Annotated in this window: 19 protein-coding genes and 1 tRNA gene; 15 read left to right on the plus strand and 5 right to left on the minus strand. The window is 62.7% G+C overall.

Translation table 11 applies throughout. From position 1 onward, the window contains the following. The first annotated feature begins 77 nt into the window (after positions 1 to 77). Both EU803_RS08990 and EU803_RS08995 read left to right on the plus strand, forming a co-directional pair. Positions 78 to 1,133, plus strand: a complete 1,056-nt coding sequence (locus tag EU803_RS08990; protein ID WP_129681969.1) for a sugar phosphate isomerase/epimerase — start codon at positions 78 to 80, stop codon at positions 1,131 to 1,133. Next, positions 1,130 to 2,233 carry a Gfo/Idh/MocA family oxidoreductase gene (locus tag EU803_RS08995; protein ID WP_165352804.1) on the plus strand — a complete coding sequence of 368 codons (1,104 nt, stop codon included), beginning with the start codon at positions 1,130 to 1,132 and terminating at the stop codon, positions 2,231 to 2,233. The genes EU803_RS08990 and EU803_RS08995 overlap by 4 nt, the downstream gene beginning before the upstream one ends. Here EU803_RS08995 and EU803_RS09000 read toward each other — a convergent pair. The 4 genes from EU803_RS09000 to EU803_RS09015 form a co-directional block, all read right to left on the minus strand. Further along, entirely contained in the window at positions 2,230 to 2,814 is a 585-nt protein-coding gene (locus EU803_RS09000; RefSeq protein ID WP_129681971.1) for a PepSY-associated TM helix domain-containing protein, read from the minus strand. The two genes, EU803_RS08995 and EU803_RS09000, sit on opposite strands and share 4 nt — an antisense overlap. Before the next feature lie 15 nt (positions 2,815 to 2,829). Beyond that, positions 2,830 to 4,059 (minus strand): PqqD family peptide modification chaperone, encoded by a 1,230-nt coding sequence (locus tag EU803_RS09005; protein WP_165352805.1) that lies wholly within the window; start codon positions 4,057 to 4,059, stop codon positions 2,830 to 2,832. Positions 4,060 to 4,130: 71 nt separating this feature from the next. After that, positions 4,131 to 4,457 carry a hypothetical protein gene (locus tag EU803_RS09010; protein ID WP_129681975.1) on the minus strand — a complete coding sequence of 109 codons (327 nt, stop codon included), beginning with the start codon at positions 4,455 to 4,457 and terminating at the stop codon, positions 4,131 to 4,133. A gap of 483 nt (positions 4,458 to 4,940) precedes the next feature. Then, positions 4,941 to 5,027, minus strand: a tRNA-Leu gene (locus EU803_RS09015). Positions 5,028 to 5,173: 146 nt separating this feature from the next. Here EU803_RS09015 and EU803_RS09020 point away from each other — a divergent pair. The 13 genes from EU803_RS09020 (at position 5,174) to EU803_RS09080 (ending at position 20,270) form a co-directional block, all read left to right on the plus strand. Then, positions 5,174 to 6,157 carry a complex I NDUFA9 subunit family protein gene (locus EU803_RS09020; RefSeq protein ID WP_129681977.1) on the plus strand — a complete coding sequence of 328 codons (984 nt, stop codon included), beginning with the start codon at positions 5,174 to 5,176 and terminating at the stop codon, positions 6,155 to 6,157. A 24-nt stretch (positions 6,158 to 6,181) separates the two neighbouring features. Next, complete coding sequence (locus EU803_RS09025) at positions 6,182 to 6,985, plus strand: undecaprenyl-diphosphate phosphatase (protein WP_129681979.1); 804 nt, start codon at positions 6,182 to 6,184, stop codon at positions 6,983 to 6,985. 154 nt (positions 6,986 to 7,139) lie between these two features. Beyond that, positions 7,140 to 8,573, plus strand: coding sequence for an NAD(P)-dependent oxidoreductase (locus EU803_RS09030; protein ID WP_129681981.1), 1,434 nt, complete (start codon positions 7,140 to 7,142; stop codon positions 8,571 to 8,573). 20 nt (positions 8,574 to 8,593) lie between these two features. After that, the gene (locus EU803_RS09035) at positions 8,594 to 9,337 is read left to right on the plus strand and encodes a hypothetical protein (RefSeq protein ID WP_129681983.1); all 744 of its coding nucleotides are present in this window, start codon (positions 8,594 to 8,596) and stop codon (positions 9,335 to 9,337) included. Next, positions 9,324 to 13,862, plus strand: coding sequence for a glutamate synthase large subunit (gene gltB / locus EU803_RS09040; RefSeq protein ID WP_129681985.1), 4,539 nt, complete (start codon positions 9,324 to 9,326; stop codon positions 13,860 to 13,862). Before EU803_RS09035 ends, gltB begins: the two co-directional genes overlap by 14 nt. Before the next feature lie 157 nt (positions 13,863 to 14,019). Further along, positions 14,020 to 14,940, plus strand: coding sequence for a Hint domain-containing protein (locus EU803_RS09045; protein ID WP_129681987.1), 921 nt, complete (start codon positions 14,020 to 14,022; stop codon positions 14,938 to 14,940). Between the two features lie 41 nt (positions 14,941 to 14,981). Continuing rightward, the gene (mtgA, locus tag EU803_RS09050) at positions 14,982 to 15,740 is read left to right on the plus strand and encodes a monofunctional biosynthetic peptidoglycan transglycosylase (RefSeq protein ID WP_129681989.1); all 759 of its coding nucleotides are present in this window, start codon (positions 14,982 to 14,984) and stop codon (positions 15,738 to 15,740) included. A gap of 58 nt (positions 15,741 to 15,798) precedes the next feature. Beyond that, positions 15,799 to 16,464, plus strand: coding sequence for a glutathione S-transferase family protein (locus EU803_RS09055; RefSeq protein ID WP_129682742.1), 666 nt, complete (start codon positions 15,799 to 15,801; stop codon positions 16,462 to 16,464). Between the two features lie 54 nt (positions 16,465 to 16,518). Next, positions 16,519 to 17,553, plus strand: a complete 1,035-nt coding sequence (gene queG, locus EU803_RS09060; protein ID WP_129681991.1) for a tRNA epoxyqueuosine(34) reductase QueG — start codon at positions 16,519 to 16,521, stop codon at positions 17,551 to 17,553. A 54-nt stretch (positions 17,554 to 17,607) separates the two neighbouring features. Then, complete coding sequence (locus tag EU803_RS09065; RefSeq protein WP_129681993.1) at positions 17,608 to 17,796, plus strand: hypothetical protein; 189 nt, start codon at positions 17,608 to 17,610, stop codon at positions 17,794 to 17,796. Between the two features lie 70 nt (positions 17,797 to 17,866). Next, positions 17,867 to 18,790 (plus strand): DMT family transporter, encoded by a 924-nt coding sequence (locus tag EU803_RS09070; protein ID WP_129681995.1) that lies wholly within the window; start codon positions 17,867 to 17,869, stop codon positions 18,788 to 18,790. 187 nt (positions 18,791 to 18,977) lie between these two features. Next, a complete protein-coding gene (locus EU803_RS09075; RefSeq protein WP_129681997.1) occupies positions 18,978 to 19,532 on the plus strand; it encodes a hypothetical protein in 555 nt (184 codons plus the stop codon). 54 nt (positions 19,533 to 19,586) lie between these two features. Then, the gene (locus EU803_RS09080; RefSeq protein ID WP_129681999.1) at positions 19,587 to 20,270 is read left to right on the plus strand and encodes a hypothetical protein; all 684 of its coding nucleotides are present in this window, start codon (positions 19,587 to 19,589) and stop codon (positions 20,268 to 20,270) included. A 25-nt stretch (positions 20,271 to 20,295) separates the two neighbouring features. Here EU803_RS09080 and EU803_RS09085 read toward each other — a convergent pair whose 3' ends face one another. Then, the gene (locus EU803_RS09085) at positions 20,296 to 21,165 is read right to left on the minus strand and encodes a branched-chain amino acid aminotransferase (RefSeq protein ID WP_129682001.1); all 870 of its coding nucleotides are present in this window, start codon (positions 21,163 to 21,165) and stop codon (positions 20,296 to 20,298) included. Positions 21,166 to 21,279 lie beyond the last annotated feature (114 nt).

Genomic DNA, 21,279 nt, shown 5'->3' on the forward strand with positions numbered 1-21,279 from the left:
GAAGGTGAAAACACCGTTTGACGGGGTTCCATCGTCAGCGGAGTTGTGTTCTTTGCCAGATAATTGGAGACCCGACCATGCCCACGCAGATCAAAGGCCCCGCGCTGTTTCTTGCCCAATTCGCCGGGGATGCGGCCCCGTTCGACAGTCTTGAGAACATCACCAAATGGGCCGCTGGCCTTGGCTATAAGGGCGTCCAGATCCCGACGTTCGATGGCCGCCTGTTCGATCTGGAAAAGGCCGCCGAAAGCGACGCCTATTGCGACGAGGTGAAGGGTATCTGTGCCGACGCAGGCGTAGCGATTACCGAGCTGTCCACCCATCTGCAGGGCCAGCTGGTGGCGGTGAACCCGGCCTATGACCGCGCCTTTGATGCCTTTGCCCCGGCGGCGGTGCATGGCAACCCGAAGGCCCGGCAGGAGTGGGCCACGGAGCAGATGAAGAAGGCCGCGGTTGCGAGCCGCAAGCTGGGCCTTGACCATACCGTCAGCTTTTCGGGCTCGCTTGCCTTTCCGTTCCTTTACCCCTGGCCGCAGCGCCCGACTGGTCTGATCGACGAGGCGTTCGACGAACTGGCCCGCCGCTGGCTGCCGATCTTCGACTATTACACGGATCACGGGGTTGATATCGGGTTTGAACTGCACCCCGGCGAAGACCTGTTCGACGGCGCAACCTGGGAGATGTTCCTTGGCCGGGTCAAGGAACACGAGGCGGCGCGGATCAACTACGACCCCTCGCACTTCCTGCTTCAGCAGCTTGATTATCTGGCCTTCATCGATCTGTACCACGACCGGATCAACGCCTTCCACGTGAAGGACGCCGAATTCAACCCGGACGGGCGGCAGGGTGTCTATTCCGGCTATCAGGGCTGGACCAACCGGGCCGGTCGGTTCCGCAGCCTTGGCGACGGACAGGTCGATTTCTCGGGCATCTTTTCCAAGCTGACCCAGTATGGGTACGACAGCTGGGCGGTTCTGGAATGGGAATGCTGCATCAAGTCGCCGGAACAGGGCGCGGCGGAAGGCGCCCCCTTCATTGAAAGCCACCTTATCGAGGTAACAGAAAAAGCGTTCGACGATTTCGCCGGGGCGGAACGCGACGACAAAGCCATCAAGGAGATGTTGGGACTATGACACGGATCAGGCTGGGGATGGTCGGCGGCGGCCAGGGCGGGTTCATTGGCGGCGTGCATCGTATCGCCGCGCGGATCGACGGCAGGTTCGATCTGGTTGCAGGCGCATTGTCGTCCAACCCGGAACGGGCAGCGGCCAGCGCGGCGGACCTTGGGATCGCGGCGGACCGGTCCTATGCCTCGTACGAGGATATGGCGGTCACCGAGGCGGCCCGCGAGGACGGCATTCAGGCGGTGGCCATCGTCACCCCGAACCACATGCACGCGGGGCCCGCGATTGCCTTTCTGAAGGCCGGTATCCATGTGATCTGCGACAAGCCGCTGGCCGCGACGCAGGAGCAGGCCGCCGAGATCGAGGCCGCCGTGGCGGCGGCCGACGCCCGGTTCATCCTGACCCATAACTACACCGGCTATCCGTTGATGCGGCAGGCCCGCGCGATGATTGCCCGGGGTGATCTGGGCAAGATCCGTATCGTTCAGGCGGAATACGCGCAGGATTGGCTGGCCGAAGACACCCACAACAAACAGGCCGATTGGCGGACCGACCCCAAGCAATCGGGCGCGGGCGCGATTGGTGATATCGGCACCCATGCCTTTAACCTTCTGTCCTTCGTCACCGGATTGAAGACCGAGGCACTGTCGGCCGATCTGCACAGCATGGTCGACGGCCGACTGGTTGATGACAACGCCCATATCCTGCTGCGGATGGAACAGGGCGCCCGGGCCATGGTCTGGGCCAGCCAGGTTGCCGTGGGTCACGAAAACGGTTTGCGCCTGCGGGTCTATGGCGACAAGGGCGGGATCGAATGGGGGCAGGAAAACCCCAACGTGATGACCTTTGCCCGCTTTGGCGAGCCCAAGCAGCTTCTGACCCGGGGCGGCGCCGGAACCGGGGCCGATTGGACCCGTATCCCGCCGGGCCACCCGGAAGGCTATCTTGAAGGGTTTGCCACGATCTACAACGACGCGGCGGACCTGATCGAGGGCAAGGCCGACGGGGCGCTGCTGCCCGGCATCGGCGAAGGTCTGGACGGGATGTGGTTCATTCGCGCCTGTCAGGAATCTTCGGCCAAGGACGGCGCCTGGATTCCCCGCACCTAATTCCCCAAGCCCAGCGCGCGCCTGAATTTTCGGGCGCGCGGCAACCACCAAAGCACGATCCCCGTCATCCCGAACAGCACCATCGACAGGGCGGTGATGTCGGCCAGCCAGCGGCCAAGCGTGCCGCCAAGCCAGCCGCGCGTGTGCAGCTCCTTGAAGATCCGCGACCAATACCGCTCTTTGTCGACAAGGGTTCCGTCCGGCGCATAGGTCCGGCGGGAGTAGTCGGTCTTGACGTAGTAGTGCCCGCTTTCGCGCGCGACGATCACCAGCCCCGAGGGCCGATCGAACTGATAGGCCACGAAATCGTGGTAGGTGACGGCCTCGGGCGCGGGAAGCGGTTCGTCCGGCCAGTATTGCGCAGCGATCGCAGCTGCCGCCACGCTATCGACCTGATGCGCGCCCTCCCACGTCAGCAGTTGTTCTTCGCTGTAGTCTGGCCCCTGAAACCAGCCAAGGACCATTCGGGAATGGTTCAGGTAGAACCCGGTCGCCCCGATGATGATGATCCATGGCACGATGATCACGCCAAGCCAGCCATGGATCGTGCGCAGATACTTGAGAACATTGGCCTTGGTCATCGAAAACTCCGGTGTTCAGTGGGACGGGGGAACGGACCTGATCAGGCCCAGATGGTGAAGCTGGTCAAAGGCCGCCCCGGCATCGACGCGCAGTTGCGCGATCTCGACTTCGGGGTAGATCTCGGCAAGGATTTCTGTCGTCTCTGTAACCGTCGTCGGCTCGGCCAGAAGACGCCAGTAGAGGCCAAGACCGGGATTGAGCCTGTGGATCGCCCGCCCGTCTGGTGTGGCAACGAATGTTTCCGACCCGCAGACCACCTCTTCACATCCGTCAAGGCGCAGGGCGGGCGCGCCATGTTGCAGCCCATGTGGGGACCCTTGATATGTCTTAAGGGGCGAAGGCCGACCATCCAGCGGTTCATCGACATGGGCGGCGGGCAAGGCGGCCAGTTCCGGGCAGGTTGACAGAAGAGCGGCGGCGCTTTCGACATCGGAATAGACAAGCCGATAGCAGGGCAGCTGTTCAGCCAAGGCGGCAAGCGCCTTGAGGATGGCCCCGCCGTTCAGATGTCGGGCAAAGTTTTGCAGGATCAGCGAGGAAATCGCATCCGCGTCGGACAGCGACTCCAGCCGGGACACCTGCGGCGTGTCCTGCCGGTCAAGCAGAACAATTGCGCCAATCGGCGCCGTGGTTCCATGCGGCGGGACCGGACAATCCGTCAGGTATTTGTATTGCCGGTTCTGCGGTCCGCCGTCGCCGTCGACAAAGGCGCGAAACCTGTCCGAAACGCCCTGCGGAACGGGGATGCGCAACCGCGGGGCGATCCCGTTCGCCAGACCGCTGAGCGCGCCGGTGGAGGGGTCCCGCTGGATCGGGAGGAAATCATCGGTAAAGACCCGATGCCCCAACTGCGCCAACGCGACCGCAAGTGTGGACTTGCCCGCCCGGCGGGCGTTGGGCATCAGCACAAGCCGACCGTCGAATTCGACAGCCGCAGCATGGAGGCACAATAGATCGGATCGGGACCGCAGTTGTTCCCAGGAAATTTCGACGATCAGGTCGCAGATCGCATTGACTGGATCATGCACCTGTTCGGGTGTGGCACCCTGCGGGGCACGCACGCGCCACTTGTCACTGCCGAGGATCGAGACTTCGGCAAAGGGGTCACGATGGTTGTCTGTGGGGCAATCCTGAACCGGCCAGCCATGCAGGATGCGGGTGGCAAGATCCACGATCGCAGGATCGTTCAGCTGAAGGGGCGACTCAAGGCCGTCGAATACGAAAGAACGGTCGCGCAGCGCCATCCTTGCCCCCATCTACTTAGCGAATGACGGGACGGCGGATGTTCCGCCGCCCCGAAGTGTGTTGTGCCCGATTACGGCAGAACGCAAACGTTGTTGACCGGATCCCAGGTGCCGCCGGCGGCCGAGCAACCGGTTTCGGTCAGGATGTCGGAGCTGGAGCCAGTGCCGCTCGGGCCGCTGGCCGCGCTCGGGGTGCTGGCTGCGCTGGGCTCGCTCGGTGCGCTCGGCTCGCTGGGGGCACTCGGTTCGCTCGGGGCGCTCGGTGCGCTGGCACCGCTGGAGGCATGGGCCATCGACATCGTGGTGAAGGCCGGGATGGTATAGGCGGCCGCGGCGATGGTGCCGATGCGGGCAAGGGCGGCGCGGCGGGACAGACGCTTGTCTTCAGTGTTGCTCATGGTTTCTTCCTTTCGAGTTGTGACAGTCTCTTGCCGGCCACATGGCCCGGTTGACTGGCTGCAGGATTGACCAGGATTTGCCTGCGGAAAATAAACCCGGGGTCTAGCATCGCATTTTCTGGCGCATAAACCTCAGGCATATGGATGAATCCCGTTGATTTACAGCGGTTTCGGACAATTCTGCGGGATCGCCTATTTCATGAAAATCCGACACAATCATGGCCGGTTCGGGGCAATTATGCCTTCGGTTTATCCGGTGCGCTTCGGACACGGCCCCGGGAGCGCGATCTTCCGGAGGTTGCAAAAGTCATTTTGACGGGCGCCGAATCGCATTCTCCTGCCCCGGCCCGCCCCGTTGACCGGGGCCGACCCAAGACAGCCGACAAAAAGGCGAGCGCCGATCTTGCCGATCGGTCCCGTCGTTTCCGCAATCATGTCTGGATGATGTGCCGACCAAACCCTTCGATCTCGGACCGAAGATTTTGGTGCCCAGGAGAGGACTCGAACCTCCACGACCGTTAGGTCACTGGTACCTGAAACCAGCGCGTCTACCAATTCCGCCACCTGGGCAGGTGTCGTGACGGGGCGTTTAAGGCCGCCGCGCGACAGTGTCAACGCGATTCCTGCGGCGATTTGCATTCTCCTGCAATTCGCCTTGTCTGGCAGGGGACCGGGGGGTAAACCGGGGCAAGTTTTCAGGAAGTCAGAGGCGCCTCATGTCGAAACTCGTGACCATTTTCGGCGGATCCGGATTCGTCGGCCGCTACATCGCCCGCCGCATGGCCAAGGAAGGTTGGCGGGTTCGCGTGGCCGTTCGTGATCCGAACCTTGCACTGCACGTGAAGCCCTATGGCGTTGTTGGTCAGGTCGAGCCGATCTTCTGCAACATCCGCGATGACGCCAGCGTGGCGAACGCCCTGCGCGGCGCGGATGCGGTGGTGAACTGCGTCGGCACCTTCGACAAATCGGGCAAGAACAACTTTGACGCCGTGCAGGCCGAAGGGGCGACCCGGATCGCGCGGCTGGCCGCGGATGCGGGCGTTGGCGGGCTGGTGCATATCTCGGCCATTGGTGCCGATGCAGAATCGACCAGCGATTACCTGCGCACCAAGGCGGAAGGCGAGGCCGGGATCGTGGCCCATTTCCCCGCTGCGGTCATCCTGCGTCCGTCGGTGATTTTCGGGTCCGAAGACGGTTTCTTCAATCGCTTCGCCGGAATGACCCGGTTCAGCCCGGTGCTGCCGGTCGTTGGGGCCGAGACGATGTTCCAGCCTGTGCATGTGGACGACGTGGCCCAGGCCGCCGTCGCCGGGGTGCTGGGCACCGCCGCACCGGGTATCTATGAATTGGGCGGGCCGGACGTGCACAGCTTCCGCGAGTTGATGGAGCAGATGCTTGTGGTGATCCGTCGCCGCCGCCTGATCGTCAATCTTCCGAACCCGATCGCACGCGTCGTCGCGACGCTGGGCGGCTGGGCAGAGTTCCTGTCGCTTGGGATCGTTAAACAGCCGATCAGCGCCGACCAGATCGAAGCACTGAAGGTTCCGAACGTCGTGTCCGAGGGCGCGCGGGGTTTTGCCGACCTTGGCATCGAGCCTGTCGCGATGGAAGCGATCCTGCCGGATTACCTGTGGCGCTTCCGCCCGTCGGGCCAGTATGACGCGATCAAGGAATCCGCAAAGAACCTGCGCAAGGCCTGATCCTGACCCAGCGGAGGGCGGCAGATGTCCGATACGACCCTTGTTGCCGCCTTTCTTGGACTGCTTGAGGGGCTGACCGAGTTCATTCCGGTCTCGTCCACGGGGCATATCCTGCTGGCTGGGCATTTCCTTGGCTTCGAAAGTGCGGGCAAGACCTTCGAAGTGGTAATCCAGCTTGGCGCGGTTCTTGCGATTCTGTCGGTCTATGCCGCAAAGCTGATCGGGGTGCTGCGGGCCGCCCCCTCTGACCCGGAGGCGCGCCGGTTCATCCTGTCCATCCTAATTGCTTTTGCCCCCGCCGTTGTGGTGGGTGTTCTGGCGCATGATTTCATCAAAACCGTTTTGTTCGAAACGCCGGTCCTGATTGCGATCATGCTGATCCTTGGCGGGTTTGTCCTGCTTTTCATCGACAGGCTTGCGCCGGACCCGCGCCACGAGGACGCGATGCGCCTGCCCCTTGGCATGTCGTTCAAGATCGGGGTCATTCAATGCCTTGCCATGATCCCCGGTGTCAGCCGGTCCGGCGCGACCATCGTGGGGGCGCTGGCGCTAGGCGCGTCCAAGCGGGCGGCGGCGGAATTTTCGTTCTTCCTGTCGATGCCGACGATGGCCGGGGCCTTTGCCTATGACCTTTGGAAGAACCGGGATGTTCTGGACACCAGCGCCCTTGGCGAGATCGCGGTTGGCTTTGTTATCGCCTTCATCACCGCCGTTCTGGTGGTGCGGTGGCTGCTTGGCTACGTGTCTCGGCATGGCTACGCCCTGTTTGGGTGGTGGCGAATCATTGTTGGCTGCGCCGCGTTGGCCGCGCTTTCATTGGGGTTTTGACCCGATAGGGAAACTACGCTGACCTTTTTTGGTGTGATTTTTCACTTCCTGCTAAAGGTTTTCTGCGTTTTCCCCTATTTAGGTCAGCAAAACTGACTTTTCATTTTTTCTGACCCGGCGTAATTGGGGGCTCCGAAAGTCTGCGGAGGGACCCATGGCTGTTCAGAAGATGCTCAAATTCGTCGATGTCTCGCGGGAGATGCCGCGCAAGCGGTCAGCCGATGTGCGCCGCACCGACTTTAACGAGATCTACGCGGAATTCGCGGCCGAAAAGGCAGCCGAGCAGGCCAGCCGGTGCAGCCAGTGTGGCGTGCCTTATTGCCAGTCCCATTGCCCGCTGCACAACAACATCCCGGATTGGCTGCGCCTGACCGCCGAAGGCCGCCTGAAGGAAGCCTATGAGATCAGCCAAGCCACCAACACCTTCCCCGAAATCTGTGGCCGCATTTGCCCGCAGGACCGCCTGTGCGAAGGCAACTGCGTGATTGAACAATCGGGCCACGGCACCGTGACCATCGGCTCTGTCGAGAAATACATCACCGACACTGCCTGGGAAGAAGGCTGGGTCCAGCCGATCCGCCCCGCGGTCGAGCGGAGCGAAAGCGTGGGCATCATCGGTGCCGGGCCCGGCGGGCTTGCCGCCGCCGACGTGCTGCGCCGCGCCGGTGTTCAGGTCACTGTTTATGACCGCTATGACCGCGCCGGTGGCCTGCTGACCTACGGCATTCCGGGCTTCAAGCTGGAAAAGGACGTGGTGATGAACCGCATCGACCAGCTGGCCAAGGGCGGGGTCGCGTTTGTCCTGAACTGCAACGTCGGCGAAGACCTGTCGTTCGACGCGATCCGGGGCAAGCATGATGCCGTGTTGATCGCCACCGGGGTCTACAAGACCCGCGATCTGGCCGCGCCGGGTGGCGATGCCGATGGCATCGTCCGGGCCATCGACTATCTGACCGCATCGAACCGCAAAAGCTTTGGCGACGATGTGCCGGAATACGACAGCGGCGAGTTGAACGCCGCTGGCAAGAAGGTCGTCGTGATCGGCGGCGGGGATACTGCGATGGACTGTGTGCGCACAGCCATCCGCCAAGGGGCTGAAAGCGTCAAATGTCTGTACCGCCGGGACCGGGCCAACATGCCAGGGTCCCAGCGCGAAGTGCAGAACGCCGAGGAGGAGGGCGTTGAATTTGTCTGGCTTTCGGCCCCGAAGGGTTTCGAGGGCGATGCCGTCACCGGCGTTCAGGTGCAGAAGATGCGCCTTGGCGCGCCGGATGCCACGGGTCGCCAGATGCCCGAGCTGATCGAGGGCGCGGACTACGTGGAAGAGGCCGACCTTGTCATCAAGGCGCTTGGCTTCGAGCCCGAAGACCTGCCCAAGCTGTGGAACACCGACGGGCTGGAAGTCACCCGTTGGGGCACGGTCAAGGCGGCCTTTGGCACCGGTCAGACCAGCCTTGAGGGTGTGTTTGCGGTGGGCGACATCGTGCGCGGCGCCAGCCTTGTCGTCTGGGCGATCCGCGATGGCCGCGACTGTGCTGCTGCGATGCTCGACTATCTTGGCCAATCCGCAACCGTCGCCGCCGAATAGGCCGCCGCCAGGAGTTTCAGATGCCCCTCCGCCCCGCGATTTCCGCCATAGCCGCGCTGCTGGTCCTGACCAGCGGCCTGCCCGTGGCCGCGCAGGAGCCGGGGCCGCAGGCCTTTCAGCTGCCCGAGGGCTGCGAGGGCTTCGTGACGGTGCAGAAGCGCGATTGCAGCGTCAGCAACCATTTCATCTGTGACTTCGACCCGCAGGGCCACCAGCGCCGCGCCGATTTCGACGAACGCGGCATGACCTATGTCGGACGGATAGACGAAGAGACTCGTTGGATCGAGAGCTTTCACGTTCTTGCCGGAGAGGGCGAGCGCCTGCTGCAGGGCGAGGTCGATCCCGCCTCTTTCTCTGCCCTGCTGGCCGATGGTGTCGATACCTATGATTTCCGCACCGAGACCGAGCGGTCGGGCATCTATCATTTCGTCGGACAGGACCGGCTGACCGGTCGTCAGGTGACCATCGACGGCGTCACCCTGGACGAAACCGAATACCAGATCGCCGCATTCAGTGCCGAAGGCGTCGAGCTGTGGCGCAGCGCCGGGAACGAATTCATCCACCGCGACTGGCGGATGTTCCTGTCGGGCACCAGCACGCTTGTTACCTCGGAGGGGGCGTTCGACACGGACGATACCCCCGTCGAGTTTATCTTTCCGGGCGAGCCCGGCTTTATGTCGATCAATCCCAAGCACGGCTGCGGCGCGATGTTGTCCAGCCTGCCCCGCTCTTTCATGAAGGAGACCGCCAATGACCACCTATGACGCCGCATGGGCCGCCGCCGAGGAAGCCAAGCGCAAGTGGATGGCCGAGAACAGCCTGTTCCGCGAGGATGACGAGCACGCCTCTTGCGGGGTTGGCCTTGTCGTGTCGATTGACGGGACCCCGTCGCGCAAGGTGGTGGAAAACGGGATCGACGCGCTTAAGGCGGTCTGGCACCGGGGCGCTGTCGATGCCGATGGCAAGACCGGCGATGGCGCGGGCATCCATGTGCAGATCCCGGTTCGCTTCTTCTATGATCAGGTCCGTCGCACCGGCCACGAGCCCGACCCGACCAAGCTGATCGCAGTGGGTCAGGTGTTCCTGCCGCGCACCGATTTCGGGGCGCAGGAACGCTGCCGCACAATCGTGGAAACCGAAGTTCTGCGCATGGGCCACTATATCTATGGCTGGCGCCATGTTCCGGTGAACACCGAGGTGCTGGGCGAAAAGGCCAACGCGACCCGCCCCGAGATCGAACAGATCCTGATCCGCAACGACAAGGGGATCAGCGAGGAAGAGTTCGAGCGCGAGCTGTACATCATCCGTCGCCGGATCGAGAAGGCCGCTATCGCCGCGCAGGTCGGCAGCCTGTATTTCGCGTCCCTTTCCTGCCGGTCGATCATCTACAAGGGCATGATGCTGGCCGAGCAGGTCGCGGATTTCTATCCCGACCTGATGGACGAGCGGTTTGAAAGTGCTTTTGCCATCTATCACCAGCGCTATTCCACCAACACCTTCCCGCAGTGGTCGCTGGCCCAGCCGTTCCGCATGCTGGCCCACAACGGCGAGATCAACACGCTCAAGGGCAACGTGAACTGGATGAAGAGCCACGAGATCCGGATGGCCTCGGGCGCGTTCGGTGACATGGCCGAAGATATCAAGCCGATTGTCCCGGCGGGCGTGTCCGACTCTGCCGCGCTGGATTCGGTGTTCGAGGTGCTGGTTCGTGCCGGGCGCAACGCGCCGATGGCAAAGACCATGCTAGTGCCCGAAAGCTGGTCCAAGCAGGCGGTGGAAATGCCCAAGGCCTGGAGCGATATGTACGCCTACTGTAACTCGGTCATGGAGCCGTGGGACGGCCCGGCCGCGCTGGCAATGACCGACGGCCGCTGGGTCTGTGGCGGGCTGGACCGTAACGGGCTGCGTCCGCTGCGCTATGTCGTGACCGGGGACAACCTGCTGATCGCCGGGTCCGAGGCGGGCATGGTCGCTGTCGACGAAAAGACCGTTGTCGAAAAGGGCGCGCTTGGCCCGGGCCAGATGATCGCCGTCGACATGGCCGAAGGCCGCCTGTTCCACGACACCGAAATGAAGGACAAGCTGGCCGCCAGCCAGCCCTTCGGCGACTGGATCGAAAAGGTCGTCGACCTGAACGAGGTCATGCGCGACGTGCCGGAAACCGCCCTGTTCGCGGGCGATGACCTGCGTCGTCGGCAGGCCGCTGCCGGATACAGCATCGAAGAACTGGAACATATCCTGTCGCCGATGGCGGAGGACGGGAAGGAAACGCTCGCCTCGATGGGCGACGACACGCCCAGCGCGGTCCTGTCCAAGCAATACCGCCCGCTGTCGCATTTCTTCCGCCAGAACTTCAGCCAGGTGACCAACCCGCCCATCGACTCGCTTCGTGAAAGCCGGGTGATGAGCCTCAAGACCCGGTTCGGCAACCTGAAGAACGTGCTGGACGAAGACAGTTCCCAGACCGAGATCCTTGTTCTGGAAAGCCCGTTCATCGCCAATGCCGAGTTCACCCAGATGGTGAAGCAGTTTGGCGAAAGCGTGGTCTTCATCGACTGTACCTTCCCGGCGGGCGAGGATCAGGACGCGCTGCAGCGCGGTCTGGAACGGGTCCGGTCCGAGGCGGAAGATGCCGTGCGGTCGGGCGCTGGGCACCTTGTTCTGACCGATGAACATCAGTCGGCCGACAAGATCGCGATGCCGATGATCCTTGCCACCAGTGCCGTTCACAGCGGGCTGACCAAGAAGGGCCTTCGGACCTTCTGTTCGGTCAACGTGCGGTCGGCCGAATGCATCGACCCGCATTACTTTGCGGTTCTGATCGGCTGTGGCGCGACCACGGTGAACGCCTATCTGGCGCAGGATTCGGTTGCGGACCGGATAGAACGCGGGCTGATCGAAGGTAACCTGACCGACGCGATTCGCCGCTACCGCGATGCGATCGACGCGGGCCTTCTGAAGATCATGTCGAAGATGGGCATCTCGGTCCTATCGTCCTATCGCGGTGGTCTGAACTTTGAAGCGGTGGGCCTGTCCCGCGCGCTGTGTGCCGAATATTTCCCCGGCATGCACAGCCGGATTTCCGGCATCGGCCTGCACGGCATCCAGCGCAAGCTGGAAGAGGTGCACGCCCGTGGCTGGTCGCAGGGCGGCACCGTCCTGCCCATCGGCGGCTTCTACAAGGCCCGCCGGTCCGGCGAAAAGCACGCTTGGGAAGCGCAGACCATGCACCTGTTGCAGTCGGCCTGCGACCGCGCCTCTTACGAGCTGTGGAAGCAGTATTCGGGCGCGATGCAGGCGAACCCGCCGATCCACCTGCGCGACCTTCTGGCGATCAAGCCGCTGGGCAAGCCGGTTCCAATCGAAGAGGTGGAAAGCATCACCTCGATCCGCAAGCGGTTCGTGACGCCGGGCATGTCGCTGGGCGCCCTGTCGCCCGAGGCGCATAAGACCCTGAACGTTGCGATGAACCGGATCGGGGCGAAATCCGACAGTGGTGAAGGTGGCGAAGACCCGGCGCATTTCGTGCCGGAACCGAACGGCGACAACCCGTCGGCCAAGATCAAGCAGGTGGCCTCGGGCCGCTTCGGGGTGACCGCCGAATACCTGAACCAGTGCGAAGAACTGGAGATCAAGGTGGCCCAGGGTGCCAAGCCCGGCGAAGGCGGCCAGTTGCCCGGCATGAAGGTGACCAAGCTGATTGCCCGGCTGCGGCATTCGACGCCCGGCGTGACGCTGATCTCGCCGCCGCCGCACCACGACATCTATTCGATCGAAGACCTTGCGCAGCTGATCTACGACCTCAAGCAGATCAACCCACGCTGCAAGGTGACGGTGAAACTGGTGGCCTCGTCCGGGGTCGGCACCATTGCCGCCGGTGTGGCCAAGGCCAAGGCCGACATCATCCTGATCTCGGGCCACAACGGTGGCACCGGGGCCTCGCCCGCGACCTCGATCAAATACGCGGGTCTGCCGTGGGAAATGGGCCTGACCGAAGCGCATCAGGTTCTGGCGATGAACAACCTGCGCGACCGGATCACCCTGCGGACCGATGGCGGCCTGCGGACCGGGCGCGACATTGTCATGGCCGCGATGATGGGGGCCGAGGAATACGGGATCGGCACCGCCGCCCTGATCGCAATGGGCTGCATCATGGTGCGTCAGTGCCAGTCGAACACCTGCCCCGTCGGCGTCTGCACGCAGGACGAACGCCTGCGGGCCAAGTTCACCGGGAACGCGGACAAGGTCGTAAACCTGATCACCTTCTACGCCACCGAGGTGCGCGAGATTCTTGCGGAAATCGGCGCGCGGTCGCTGGATGACGTGATCGGCCGGGCCGACCTTCTGACCCAGGTCAGCCGTGGGTCGGACCATCTGGACGATCTGGACCTGAACCCGCTTCTGATCACCGTCGATGGCGCCCGCGACATCGTCTATGACCGGTCCAAGCCGCGCAATGTTGTGCCCGATACGCTGGATGCGCAGATCGTGCAGGACGCCGCCCGCTTCCTTGAAGAGGGTGAAAAGATGCAGCTGGAATACGCGGTGCAGAACACGCTGCGGACCATCGGCACCCGCACGTCGAGCCATATCGTCAAGAACTTCGGGATGCGCAACGCGCTGCAGCCCGATCACCTGACGGTCAAGCTCAAGGGTTCTGCCGGCCAGTCGCTAGGCGCCTTTGGTGCGCCGGGTCTGAAGATCGAAGTGTCGGGCGACGCCAACGACTATGTCGGCAAGGGCCTGTCGGGCGCGACCATCGTGGTGCGGCCGCCGATGGCCAGCCCGCTGGTTGCCGCCGAGAACACGATCATCGGCAACACGGTTCTGTATGGGGCCACCGACGGGTATCTCTTCGCCGCCGGGCGCGCGGGGGAACGGTTTGCCGTGCGGAACTCTGGCGCGAAGGTCGTGGTCGAGGGCTGCGGATCGAACGGTTGCGAGTATATGACCGGCGGCGTCGCGGTGATCCTTGGGTCCATCGGTGCCAACTTTGGCGCCGGGATGACCGGCGGCATGGCCTACCTCTATGATCCGAACGGCACCTCTGCGCCGCTGATCAACATGGAAAGCCTTGTCACCTGCCCCGTCACGGTCGCCCATTGGGAAGCCGAGCTGAAAGGGCTGATCGAGCGGCACCTTGCCGAGACCGGAAGCCGCAAGGCCGCGGATATCCTGCAGCATTGGGACATGGAGAAAGGCAATTTCCTTCAGGTTTGCCCGAAGGAAATGCTGGTCCACCTGCCGCAGCCGCTGTCGATCGAGGATGCGGCGATCCCAGCGGAGTAACTGTTTCCAATCCGCAGCGCCTGCGCCGTATTGTTGACAGATCCGCCACAAAAAGACCCCGGGGCCGACACGGTTCCCGGGGTTTGTTTCAAAATTTAACCGAAATCACCCCGCATCTTCCGAACTGTTTCCAAGTGACCAGTTCAGGACGACGAAGATGCCGACGACCTATACAGACCAATTCTACATCATAGATCCGGGCAACCCGCCGCCGGCCGGAACCGTGCTGAATTTCACGACCTATGATCTTGTCGATCGGGACGACGATCTGGATATCGGGTCTGACGGGCGCGATTCGATCGACGGGCGCGATGTGCGCGCTGTTTATAATGGCGACACCATCACCGTCGAAAATCCTGACGGAACAATCCAGACCATCACCGGTGTCACCTTCTATCTTCAGGGCGGTATTCAGGTCTTTACCCCGACCGATGGAACGATCCTTCAGAATGGCGCGATCTTCCTGAGTTCGAGCTGGGTCAATACGAGCACGCAGCTGGATGTGGGCGACCTTGGTCCCGCCTGTTTCACCCCCGGCACGCTGATCGACACGCCACAGGGGCCACGGCCCATTGAAACCCTGCAGGAGGGCGATCTTGTCCTGACCCGTGACAACGGCCCGCAGCCGATCCTGTGGATCAGCCGACGCCGCGCAGACGGTTCGGGCGACCACGCGCCGATCCGGATCGGCAAGGGCGTCATTGGCAATGACCGCGATCTGCTGGTCAGCCCGCAGCATCGGGTGATGATCGACGGGTGGCGGGCCGAGCTTCTCTATGGGCAGGACGAGGTTCTGGTCGCCGCCAAGCATCTTGTCGGGGTTCATGATCAGGTCCATGTCGACCGTCGGCGCGAGGTGGAATACATCCACCTGCTTCTGGACGGCCACCACCTGATCTGGTCCGAGGGCGCGCTGACCGAAAGCTTTGATCCAGGCGGGGACTTTGCCCTGTATGATCCGACCGTTCAGTCCGAGGTCGAGGCCCGCTATCCCGGCCTGATTCAGGACAGGGGTCGCAAGGGGCAAACCGCGCGGCCGGTGATCCAAGGATATGAGGCCCTGGCGCTTGTCGCCTAGAGCCGCTTTTCAGGGCCCGGCGGTCCCTTTATAGCTGGGCCATGGCAAGACAGAGCAGCAAGCAACCCGGCCGCAGGAAATCGCGGCCCCGCAAGACAGAGACACCGCCCGCCCGGAGCCTGCCGCAACGCCTGCGCCGTTGGGCGGTGCGGTCGGTTCTTCTGGGCGTCGCATTCGTCGCGCTGATCGTTGTTGTCTTCGCCCTCGTGAACCCGCCGACAACCCCCTATATTTTCGCCGAATCCAGACGGCTGGGCGGGGTCGAGCGGGATTGGCGCGACATGGAGGAGATCGCCCCGGTCATGGCCCGATCCGTCGTCGCGGCGGAGGATGCGAATTTCTGCCTGCATTGGGGGCTGGACCTTGCCGCGATCCGGGCCGCGATGGAAAGCGGCGGAAGCCGCGGCGCGTCGACCATTTCGCAGCAGGTGGTCAAGAACGTCTATCTTTGGCATGGCCGCAGCTGGTTTCGAAAAACGCTCGAGGCGATGCTGACGCCAGTTGTCGAGGCCGTCTGGAGCAAGGAGCGGATCATCGAGGTCTATCTAAACGTCGCAGAGTTCGACGAGGGCGTTTTTGGGGTGCAGGCGGCGGCCCGGCACTACTTCGGCGTCGATGCCGACGCGCTGTCACCGACGCAGGCGGCGCGTCTTGCGGCGATCCTTCCCGATCCCAAAGGCCGGTCCGCCTCGAACCCGAGCAGTTTCGTCCGCAGCCGCGCGGCCGCGATCATGGATGGCGCGGAAACGATACGAGTGGATGGCCGCGCAGATTGCTTTGACCGGCAGAGCGGGGATTGATCCCCCGACCCCCTTGCGGCATTCAGTGTCGCACAGCCGCGCATTGGACCTGACCCTTATGAACCGCCTTTACCATTATCCGCTTTCACCCTTTTCCCGCAAAGTGCGCCTGACCCTTGCCGAGAAGAAGGTCGAGGTCGAGCTGGTCGAAGAGCGGTATTGGGACCAGTCGCCGGAATTCATGCGCCGCAACCCGGCGGGCAAGGTGCCGGTCCTGCGCCACGGCAACCAGACCATGTCGGAAAGCCAGGCGATCTGCGAATTCTTCGAAGAGACCGTCCCAACCCCGCCGCTGATGCCCCGCGATGCCGAAGGCCGCTATGAGGTGCGCCGGTTGTGCGCCTGGTTCGATGACAAGTTCAATGCCGAGGTCACGTCCAAGCTAGTCGGTGAACGGGTGTTCCGCAAGGTGATGGGCACCGGCTATCCCGACAGTGCCAATGTCAAATCCGGGGCCAAGGCCATCAAGTTTCACCTCGACTACATGCATTGGCTGCTGGAAAAGCGCCGCTGGCTGGCAGGGGACAGCATGACGCTGGCGGATTTCGCGGCCGCCGCGCATCTGAGTTGCCTCGATTATATCTCGGACGTGGACTGGAACCGGTCCGAGGTGGTGAAGGACTGGTATGCCAAGATCAAATCGCGCCCCGCGTTTCGCGGAATTCTGGCCGATCAGATCCCCGGCTTTCCCCAGCCCGCGCATTACGCCGACCTTGATTTCTAGGCTCGTCCGGGTCGTACCTTGCAACAGGATGCCGGTCTGCTGTCTTCTGGCGCCATGAAAGCACGTCTTCAGGACTACGCCCGAGAGACCGGGTTTGCCGCCATGGGGGTTTGCCGGCCCGATGCCGTTCCGCAGATCGCCGGGCGCTTGCAGGACTTTGTCGACAAGGGCCGGCATGGGCAGATGGGCTGGATGGCCGAGCGGATGCATTGGCGCGGCAATCCCGCGGCGCTGTGGCCAGAGGCACGGTCGGTGATTATGCTGGCCGAACCCTACACGCCCGACCATGACCCGCTGGCGATTCTTGATCGGCCCAACCGGGCGGCGATTTCCGTTTATGCCCAGAACCGGGATTACCATGACATCGTCAAGAAACGGCTGAAACAGGTCGGTCGCTGGCTGCTGGAGCAGGCACCGGGGCATGAGATCAAGGTGTTCGTCGACACCGCCCCGGTGATGGAAAAACCATTGGCCGAGGCGGCGGGGCTTGGCTGGCAGGGCAAGCATACGAACCTTGTGTCGCGCGAGTTGGGCAGTTGGTTCTTTCTGGGCGCGATCTTCACCACGCTGGAGATCGAGCCGGACGCCCCTGAAAGGGATCACTGCGGCAGTTGCACCGCCTGTCTGGATATCTGCCCGACCCGCGCCTTTCCCGCCCCCCGGCAGATCGACGCGCGGCGCTGTATTTCCTACCTGACCATTGAACATCACGGCCCGGTTGCAGAGGAGTTGCGGCCCCTGATGGGCAACCGCATCTACGGCTGCGATGATTGCCTTGCGGTTTGTCCGTGGAACAAGTTCGCGGCGGCGGCGAGTGAGATGCGCTATGCCGGGCGCGAGGACCTGTTGGAACCCAAGCTGGCGGAGCTTGCCGCACTGGATGACGCTGGGTTTCGGGAGAAATTCTCGGGCAGTCCAATCAAACGGATCGGGCGCAACCGCTTTGTCCGGAACGTCCTTTACGCGATTGGCAATTCCGGCGATCCGGCCTTGTCAGAGACTGTTTTCCCGCTTCTGTCAGACCCGGATGCGACAGTGGTTGACGCCGCCGAATGGGCGCTTGCCCGCCTGTCCGACCTTCAGGATTAGGAAAATCGCGCGAGGCCGTGCTAGGATACAGGTCCAGTCGGAGGAGGATGGACCATGGAACGCCATATCATCGACAAGCATCGCGACCTTCAGGACGGCCCGCGCCTGCGGGAATATGTCCGGATGGAACGGGAATCCGCCCCAAGCGCGGCGAGCCGCACACTTCAGCAGAAGCCAAGGGCCGAACGCTCCGCGCGTCAGGTGAAGGAATTCCTTCGGATCGAGCGTGGACAGACGGCCTAGGGCAGAGCTTCCCTCTTTCCGTCAGCGCCGGACCGGTATAGCGATGGGGTATTCCTGACCCGAGGGCCCCATGCACCCCTTGCGCGGCATCCTTTTGAAAATCCTGTCTGTCTGCGTTTTCGTGGGCATGGCGTCGCTGATCAAAACGACCGCGCCGCGGATCCCGCCGGGCGAGGCGGTCTTTTTCCGGTCCTTCTTTGCGATCCCCGTCATCGTTGTCTGGCTGATCTGGCGGCACGAGCTGTCCACCGGCCTGCGCACGGCCAATCCGATGGGCCATGTCTGGCGCGGAATCGTCGGCACCTCGGCCATGGGGTTGGGATTTGCGGGGCTTGGGCTGCTGCCCCTGCCAGAGGTTACGGCGATTGGCTATGCCGCGCCCCTGCTGGTGGTCATCTTCGCCGCGATGTTTCTGGGCGAGAACGTCCGGGCGTTCCGTCTGACGGCGGTGGCCATCGGGTTGGTCGGCGTCTTGATCGTCCTGTCCCCGCGATTGTCGGTGAAAACGTCCGCCATCGACGTGTCGGAAACGCTGGGCGCGGTCGTCGTCCTTGGGGGCGCGGTCTTTGCCGCCCTTGCGCAGGTCTTTGTGCGCAAGCTGGTCCAGACCGAACGTACGGCGACCATCGTGTTCTGGTTTTCCGTCACCGCAGCGACCCTGTCGCTGATCACCCTGCCCTGGGGATGGGTTGTGCCATCAGCGCTGGATGCCGGGCTTCTGATCGTTGCGGGGATCCTGGGTGGCTTTGGCCAGATCCTGTTGACCTCAAGCTATCGCTATGCGGACGCCTCTCTGATCGCGCCATTCGAATACACCTCGATGCTGCTGGCGCTTGGCGTCGGCTACTTCATCTTTGACGAGGTGCCGACCAGCGTGATGCTTCTTGGGGCGCTTCTGATCATCGCGGCGGGGGTTCTGATCATCTGGCGCGAGCGGCAACTTGGGCTGGAACGGTCGCGGCAACGCAAGGCGACGGGCAACGTCGGGACCTGAGTCGGCACCTTCTTCTGGTCAATCGGAGGGGGGGAAGGAAGGAAAGTCTCTGCCGAATTCAACGGGTTAAGAAACAACCTGTGATTGCGTGTGAATCCGCACAGAATCTTCTTGGCCACGGCCGCTAGTCTTTGGGCATTCGGCGACCACGCCGGGTTCAGAACAGATTTTGACAAGGAGAACGAAGATGAATGCATTGACCGCAATCACCCCGCACGCCCAGATCGCTGTCGCCGGGTCCAGTTCCAACGCTTCGACCTATAAGGTCACCCAGAAGCGCGGAACCATCACCGGCGTTGGTGCCAGTGTTTCGGGTGCCGGGGCCTGGGTGAAACTGAACGGAAGCATGTCCTTCCAGATCTACTCGCTCAACTCCTCGAAGACCTACAACGAGATGAAGTCGTCCTATGACATCGGCGGCGGCGTCAGCGGTTTCTGGGGTTGGCTTGGGCTTGGCGCCCATGCGTCAACCCACAAGGAACAGTTGCAGCAGGTGTTCAAGGAAGTGACCCAGACCCAAAAGGTCGAAGGGACCGTCGCCGTCGACATGATGGTCAGCGGCATCTATCCGAACGTTCAGGTGGACGCCTCGGCCTATGTTCTTGTCCTGCAGGTCGAAGACGACCAGGGCAACACGTTCAACATCGCATCGAACGGTGACCCGGCCGCGGACACCGGTGCGCAGGACGGCAGCGGAACCGCCCTGCCCACGCAGGACAACAACAGCACGATCACGCTGTAAGCCGGCTTTGCTGGCGGGGGCGTCTGTCCCCGCCAGCAGATATCAGCGTCTAATATGGCTGAACTGAACCCAATCATCCTACCGCCCGGTCTGATTTCCAGGAATCTGGAAATCCTCAGATCGGCGTCCGGTGCCGAGACCCGCAGCCCGGCGACGCGGTTCAACGGCGTGGTTCACAACGGCCACACAAGCGTCACCGCGACCATCGCACCCGGCGCGCCGGGCAAGATCGACCTGACATTCGACCTGTCGGTGCCAAGCGTGGCCTCATCTGCCTTCGCGGCCTTGCGGCAGTCCCTTTCCGTGCTGCTGCCATCCGACATTCCCGAAGACGGGATTGCCGCCGGGGCCGGGATCGGCCCTGCGCCACCGCCACCGCCGGACAGCAAGATGGCCGCCTATGCCAGCGTTCTGTTCGGCGAGGTCTTTTTCGGGGGCAAGGCCCCGACCGGCGAGAATGTCGACTTTCACGCCAGCCCGGGACCGGACAAGCAGATCCCCGTTCTGAATGCTGTCCGCAGGGCAGAGGTCGCCGCTCTGACCCTAAACGGCACGATCTCGGTCGAAGGATCTGTCAACGGGGCAGAGGCGACAGTTTATGTGCCGACAACCGCAATCATCTTCGAAGATGGGCTGACGATTCCGTTCTCGGGCTATTCGGAAACCGCCCTTGTCCACCTTCAAGGGGGACTCTTGCCGGCGCAGTTGCCGGCAAGGATCTGGGGCGGGACGGGTTGAGGCGTGATCAACCCAAAGATGACTGTCAGGCGCGCACCAGCTTTTCGTAGCTTTCCGCCACATCGCGGGTCAGCGCGCCGACTTCAAAGGTGTAGTTGCCGATCTGGCCGACCGGGGTAACTTCGGCGGCGGTGCCAGTCAGCCAGCACTGTTCGAAGCCTTCCATCTCTTCCGGCATGATATGGCGTTCGTGCACGGTGATGCCCTTGTCCCGCAGCATCGCGATGATGGTTTGCCGGGTGATCCCGTTCAGGAAAGCATCGGCTAGCGGGGTGTGCACTTCGCCATCCTTGACGAAGAAGACGTTGGCGCCGGTCGCCTCGGCCACATAGCCGCGGTAGTCCATGAACATCGCATCGGAACAGCCTTTCGCCTCGGCCGCGTGCTTGGACATGGTGCAGATCATGTAAAGACCTGCCGCCTTGGCCGCGGTCGGGATGGTTTCCGGGCTTGGCCGCTTCCATTTCGCGATATCGAGCTTTGCGCCCTTCATCTTGGCGTCGCCGTAGTAGGCGCCCCATTCCCAGACAGCGACAGCCATCCGCACCGGGTTCCGGGCCGAGGCCACACCCATGTCTTCGCCCGCGCCGCGCCACGCGACCGCCCGGACATAGGCATCCGACAGGTTGTTGGCCTTGAGGGCGGCGTATTTCGCCTCTTCAATCTGCTCGACGGTATAGGGGATCGGCATGTCCAGCAGTTCGCCGGACTTCAGCAGGCGCTGCGAGTGTTCGACCGACTTGAAAATCTTGCCGCCATAGGCCCGTTCACCTTCGAAAACGCTGGACGCATAATGAAGCGCATGGGTCAGGATATGCACTTTGGCATCCCGCCATTCGACCAGTTTGCCGTCCAGCCAGATTTTCCCGTCCCGATCGTCGTATGACCCAGCCATGGTGAAGACCTTTCCCGAAAGATTTCATTTGTTGCCCAAGAAGGTCCGGTTCGGACATATTCTTGCGAAATTTCCGGAATCGGCTAGCAGTCAAGCCTTGGAATGTCAACAAGG

The organism is Loktanella sp. IMCC34160 (assembly GCF_004145845.1).
In the GTDB taxonomy this organism is placed as follows: domain Bacteria; phylum Pseudomonadota; class Alphaproteobacteria; order Rhodobacterales; family Rhodobacteraceae; genus SELP01.

What these genes read in the sequence shown, in the direction of transcription:
- EU803_RS09055 (WP_129682742.1), top strand. Translation starts at nt 15,799, where the DNA reads ATGAACCGCCTTTACCATTATCCGCTTTCACCCTTTTCCCGCAAAGTG.
- EU803_RS08990 (WP_129681969.1), top strand. Translation starts at nt 78, where the DNA reads ATGCCCACGCAGATCAAAGGCCCCGCGCTGTTTCTTGCCCAATTCGCC.
- EU803_RS08995 (WP_165352804.1), top strand. Translation starts at nt 1,130, where the DNA reads ATGACACGGATCAGGCTGGGGATGGTCGGCGGCGGCCAGGGCGGGTTC.
- EU803_RS09065 (WP_129681993.1), top strand. Translation starts at nt 17,608, where the DNA reads ATGGAACGCCATATCATCGACAAGCATCGCGACCTTCAGGACGGCCCG.
- EU803_RS09005 (WP_165352805.1), bottom strand. Translation starts at nt 4,059, where the DNA reads ATGGCGCTGCGCGACCGTTCTTTCGTATTCGACGGCCTTGAGTCGCCC.
- EU803_RS09025 (WP_129681979.1), top strand. Translation starts at nt 6,182, where the DNA reads ATGTCCGATACGACCCTTGTTGCCGCCTTTCTTGGACTGCTTGAGGGG.
- EU803_RS09085 (WP_129682001.1), bottom strand. Translation starts at nt 21,165, where the DNA reads ATGGCTGGGTCATACGACGATCGGGACGGGAAAATCTGGCTGGACGGC.
- gltB (WP_129681985.1), top strand. Translation starts at nt 9,324, where the DNA reads ATGACCACCTATGACGCCGCATGGGCCGCCGCCGAGGAAGCCAAGCGC.
- mtgA (WP_129681989.1), top strand. Translation starts at nt 14,982, where the DNA reads ATGGCAAGACAGAGCAGCAAGCAACCCGGCCGCAGGAAATCGCGGCCC.
- EU803_RS09075 (WP_129681997.1), top strand. Translation starts at nt 18,978, where the DNA reads ATGAATGCATTGACCGCAATCACCCCGCACGCCCAGATCGCTGTCGCC.
- EU803_RS09035 (WP_129681983.1), top strand. Translation starts at nt 8,594, where the DNA reads ATGCCCCTCCGCCCCGCGATTTCCGCCATAGCCGCGCTGCTGGTCCTG.
- EU803_RS09010 (WP_129681975.1), bottom strand. Translation starts at nt 4,457, where the DNA reads ATGAGCAACACTGAAGACAAGCGTCTGTCCCGCCGCGCCGCCCTTGCC.
- EU803_RS09070 (WP_129681995.1), top strand. Translation starts at nt 17,867, where the DNA reads ATGCACCCCTTGCGCGGCATCCTTTTGAAAATCCTGTCTGTCTGCGTT.
- queG (WP_129681991.1), top strand. Translation starts at nt 16,519, where the DNA reads ATGAAAGCACGTCTTCAGGACTACGCCCGAGAGACCGGGTTTGCCGCC.
- EU803_RS09080 (WP_129681999.1), top strand. Translation starts at nt 19,587, where the DNA reads ATGGCTGAACTGAACCCAATCATCCTACCGCCCGGTCTGATTTCCAGG.
- EU803_RS09045 (WP_129681987.1), top strand. Translation starts at nt 14,020, where the DNA reads ATGCCGACGACCTATACAGACCAATTCTACATCATAGATCCGGGCAAC.
- EU803_RS09000 (WP_129681971.1), bottom strand. Translation starts at nt 2,814, where the DNA reads ATGACCAAGGCCAATGTTCTCAAGTATCTGCGCACGATCCATGGCTGG.
- EU803_RS09030 (WP_129681981.1), top strand. Translation starts at nt 7,140, where the DNA reads ATGGCTGTTCAGAAGATGCTCAAATTCGTCGATGTCTCGCGGGAGATG.
- EU803_RS09020 (WP_129681977.1), top strand. Translation starts at nt 5,174, where the DNA reads ATGTCGAAACTCGTGACCATTTTCGGCGGATCCGGATTCGTCGGCCGC.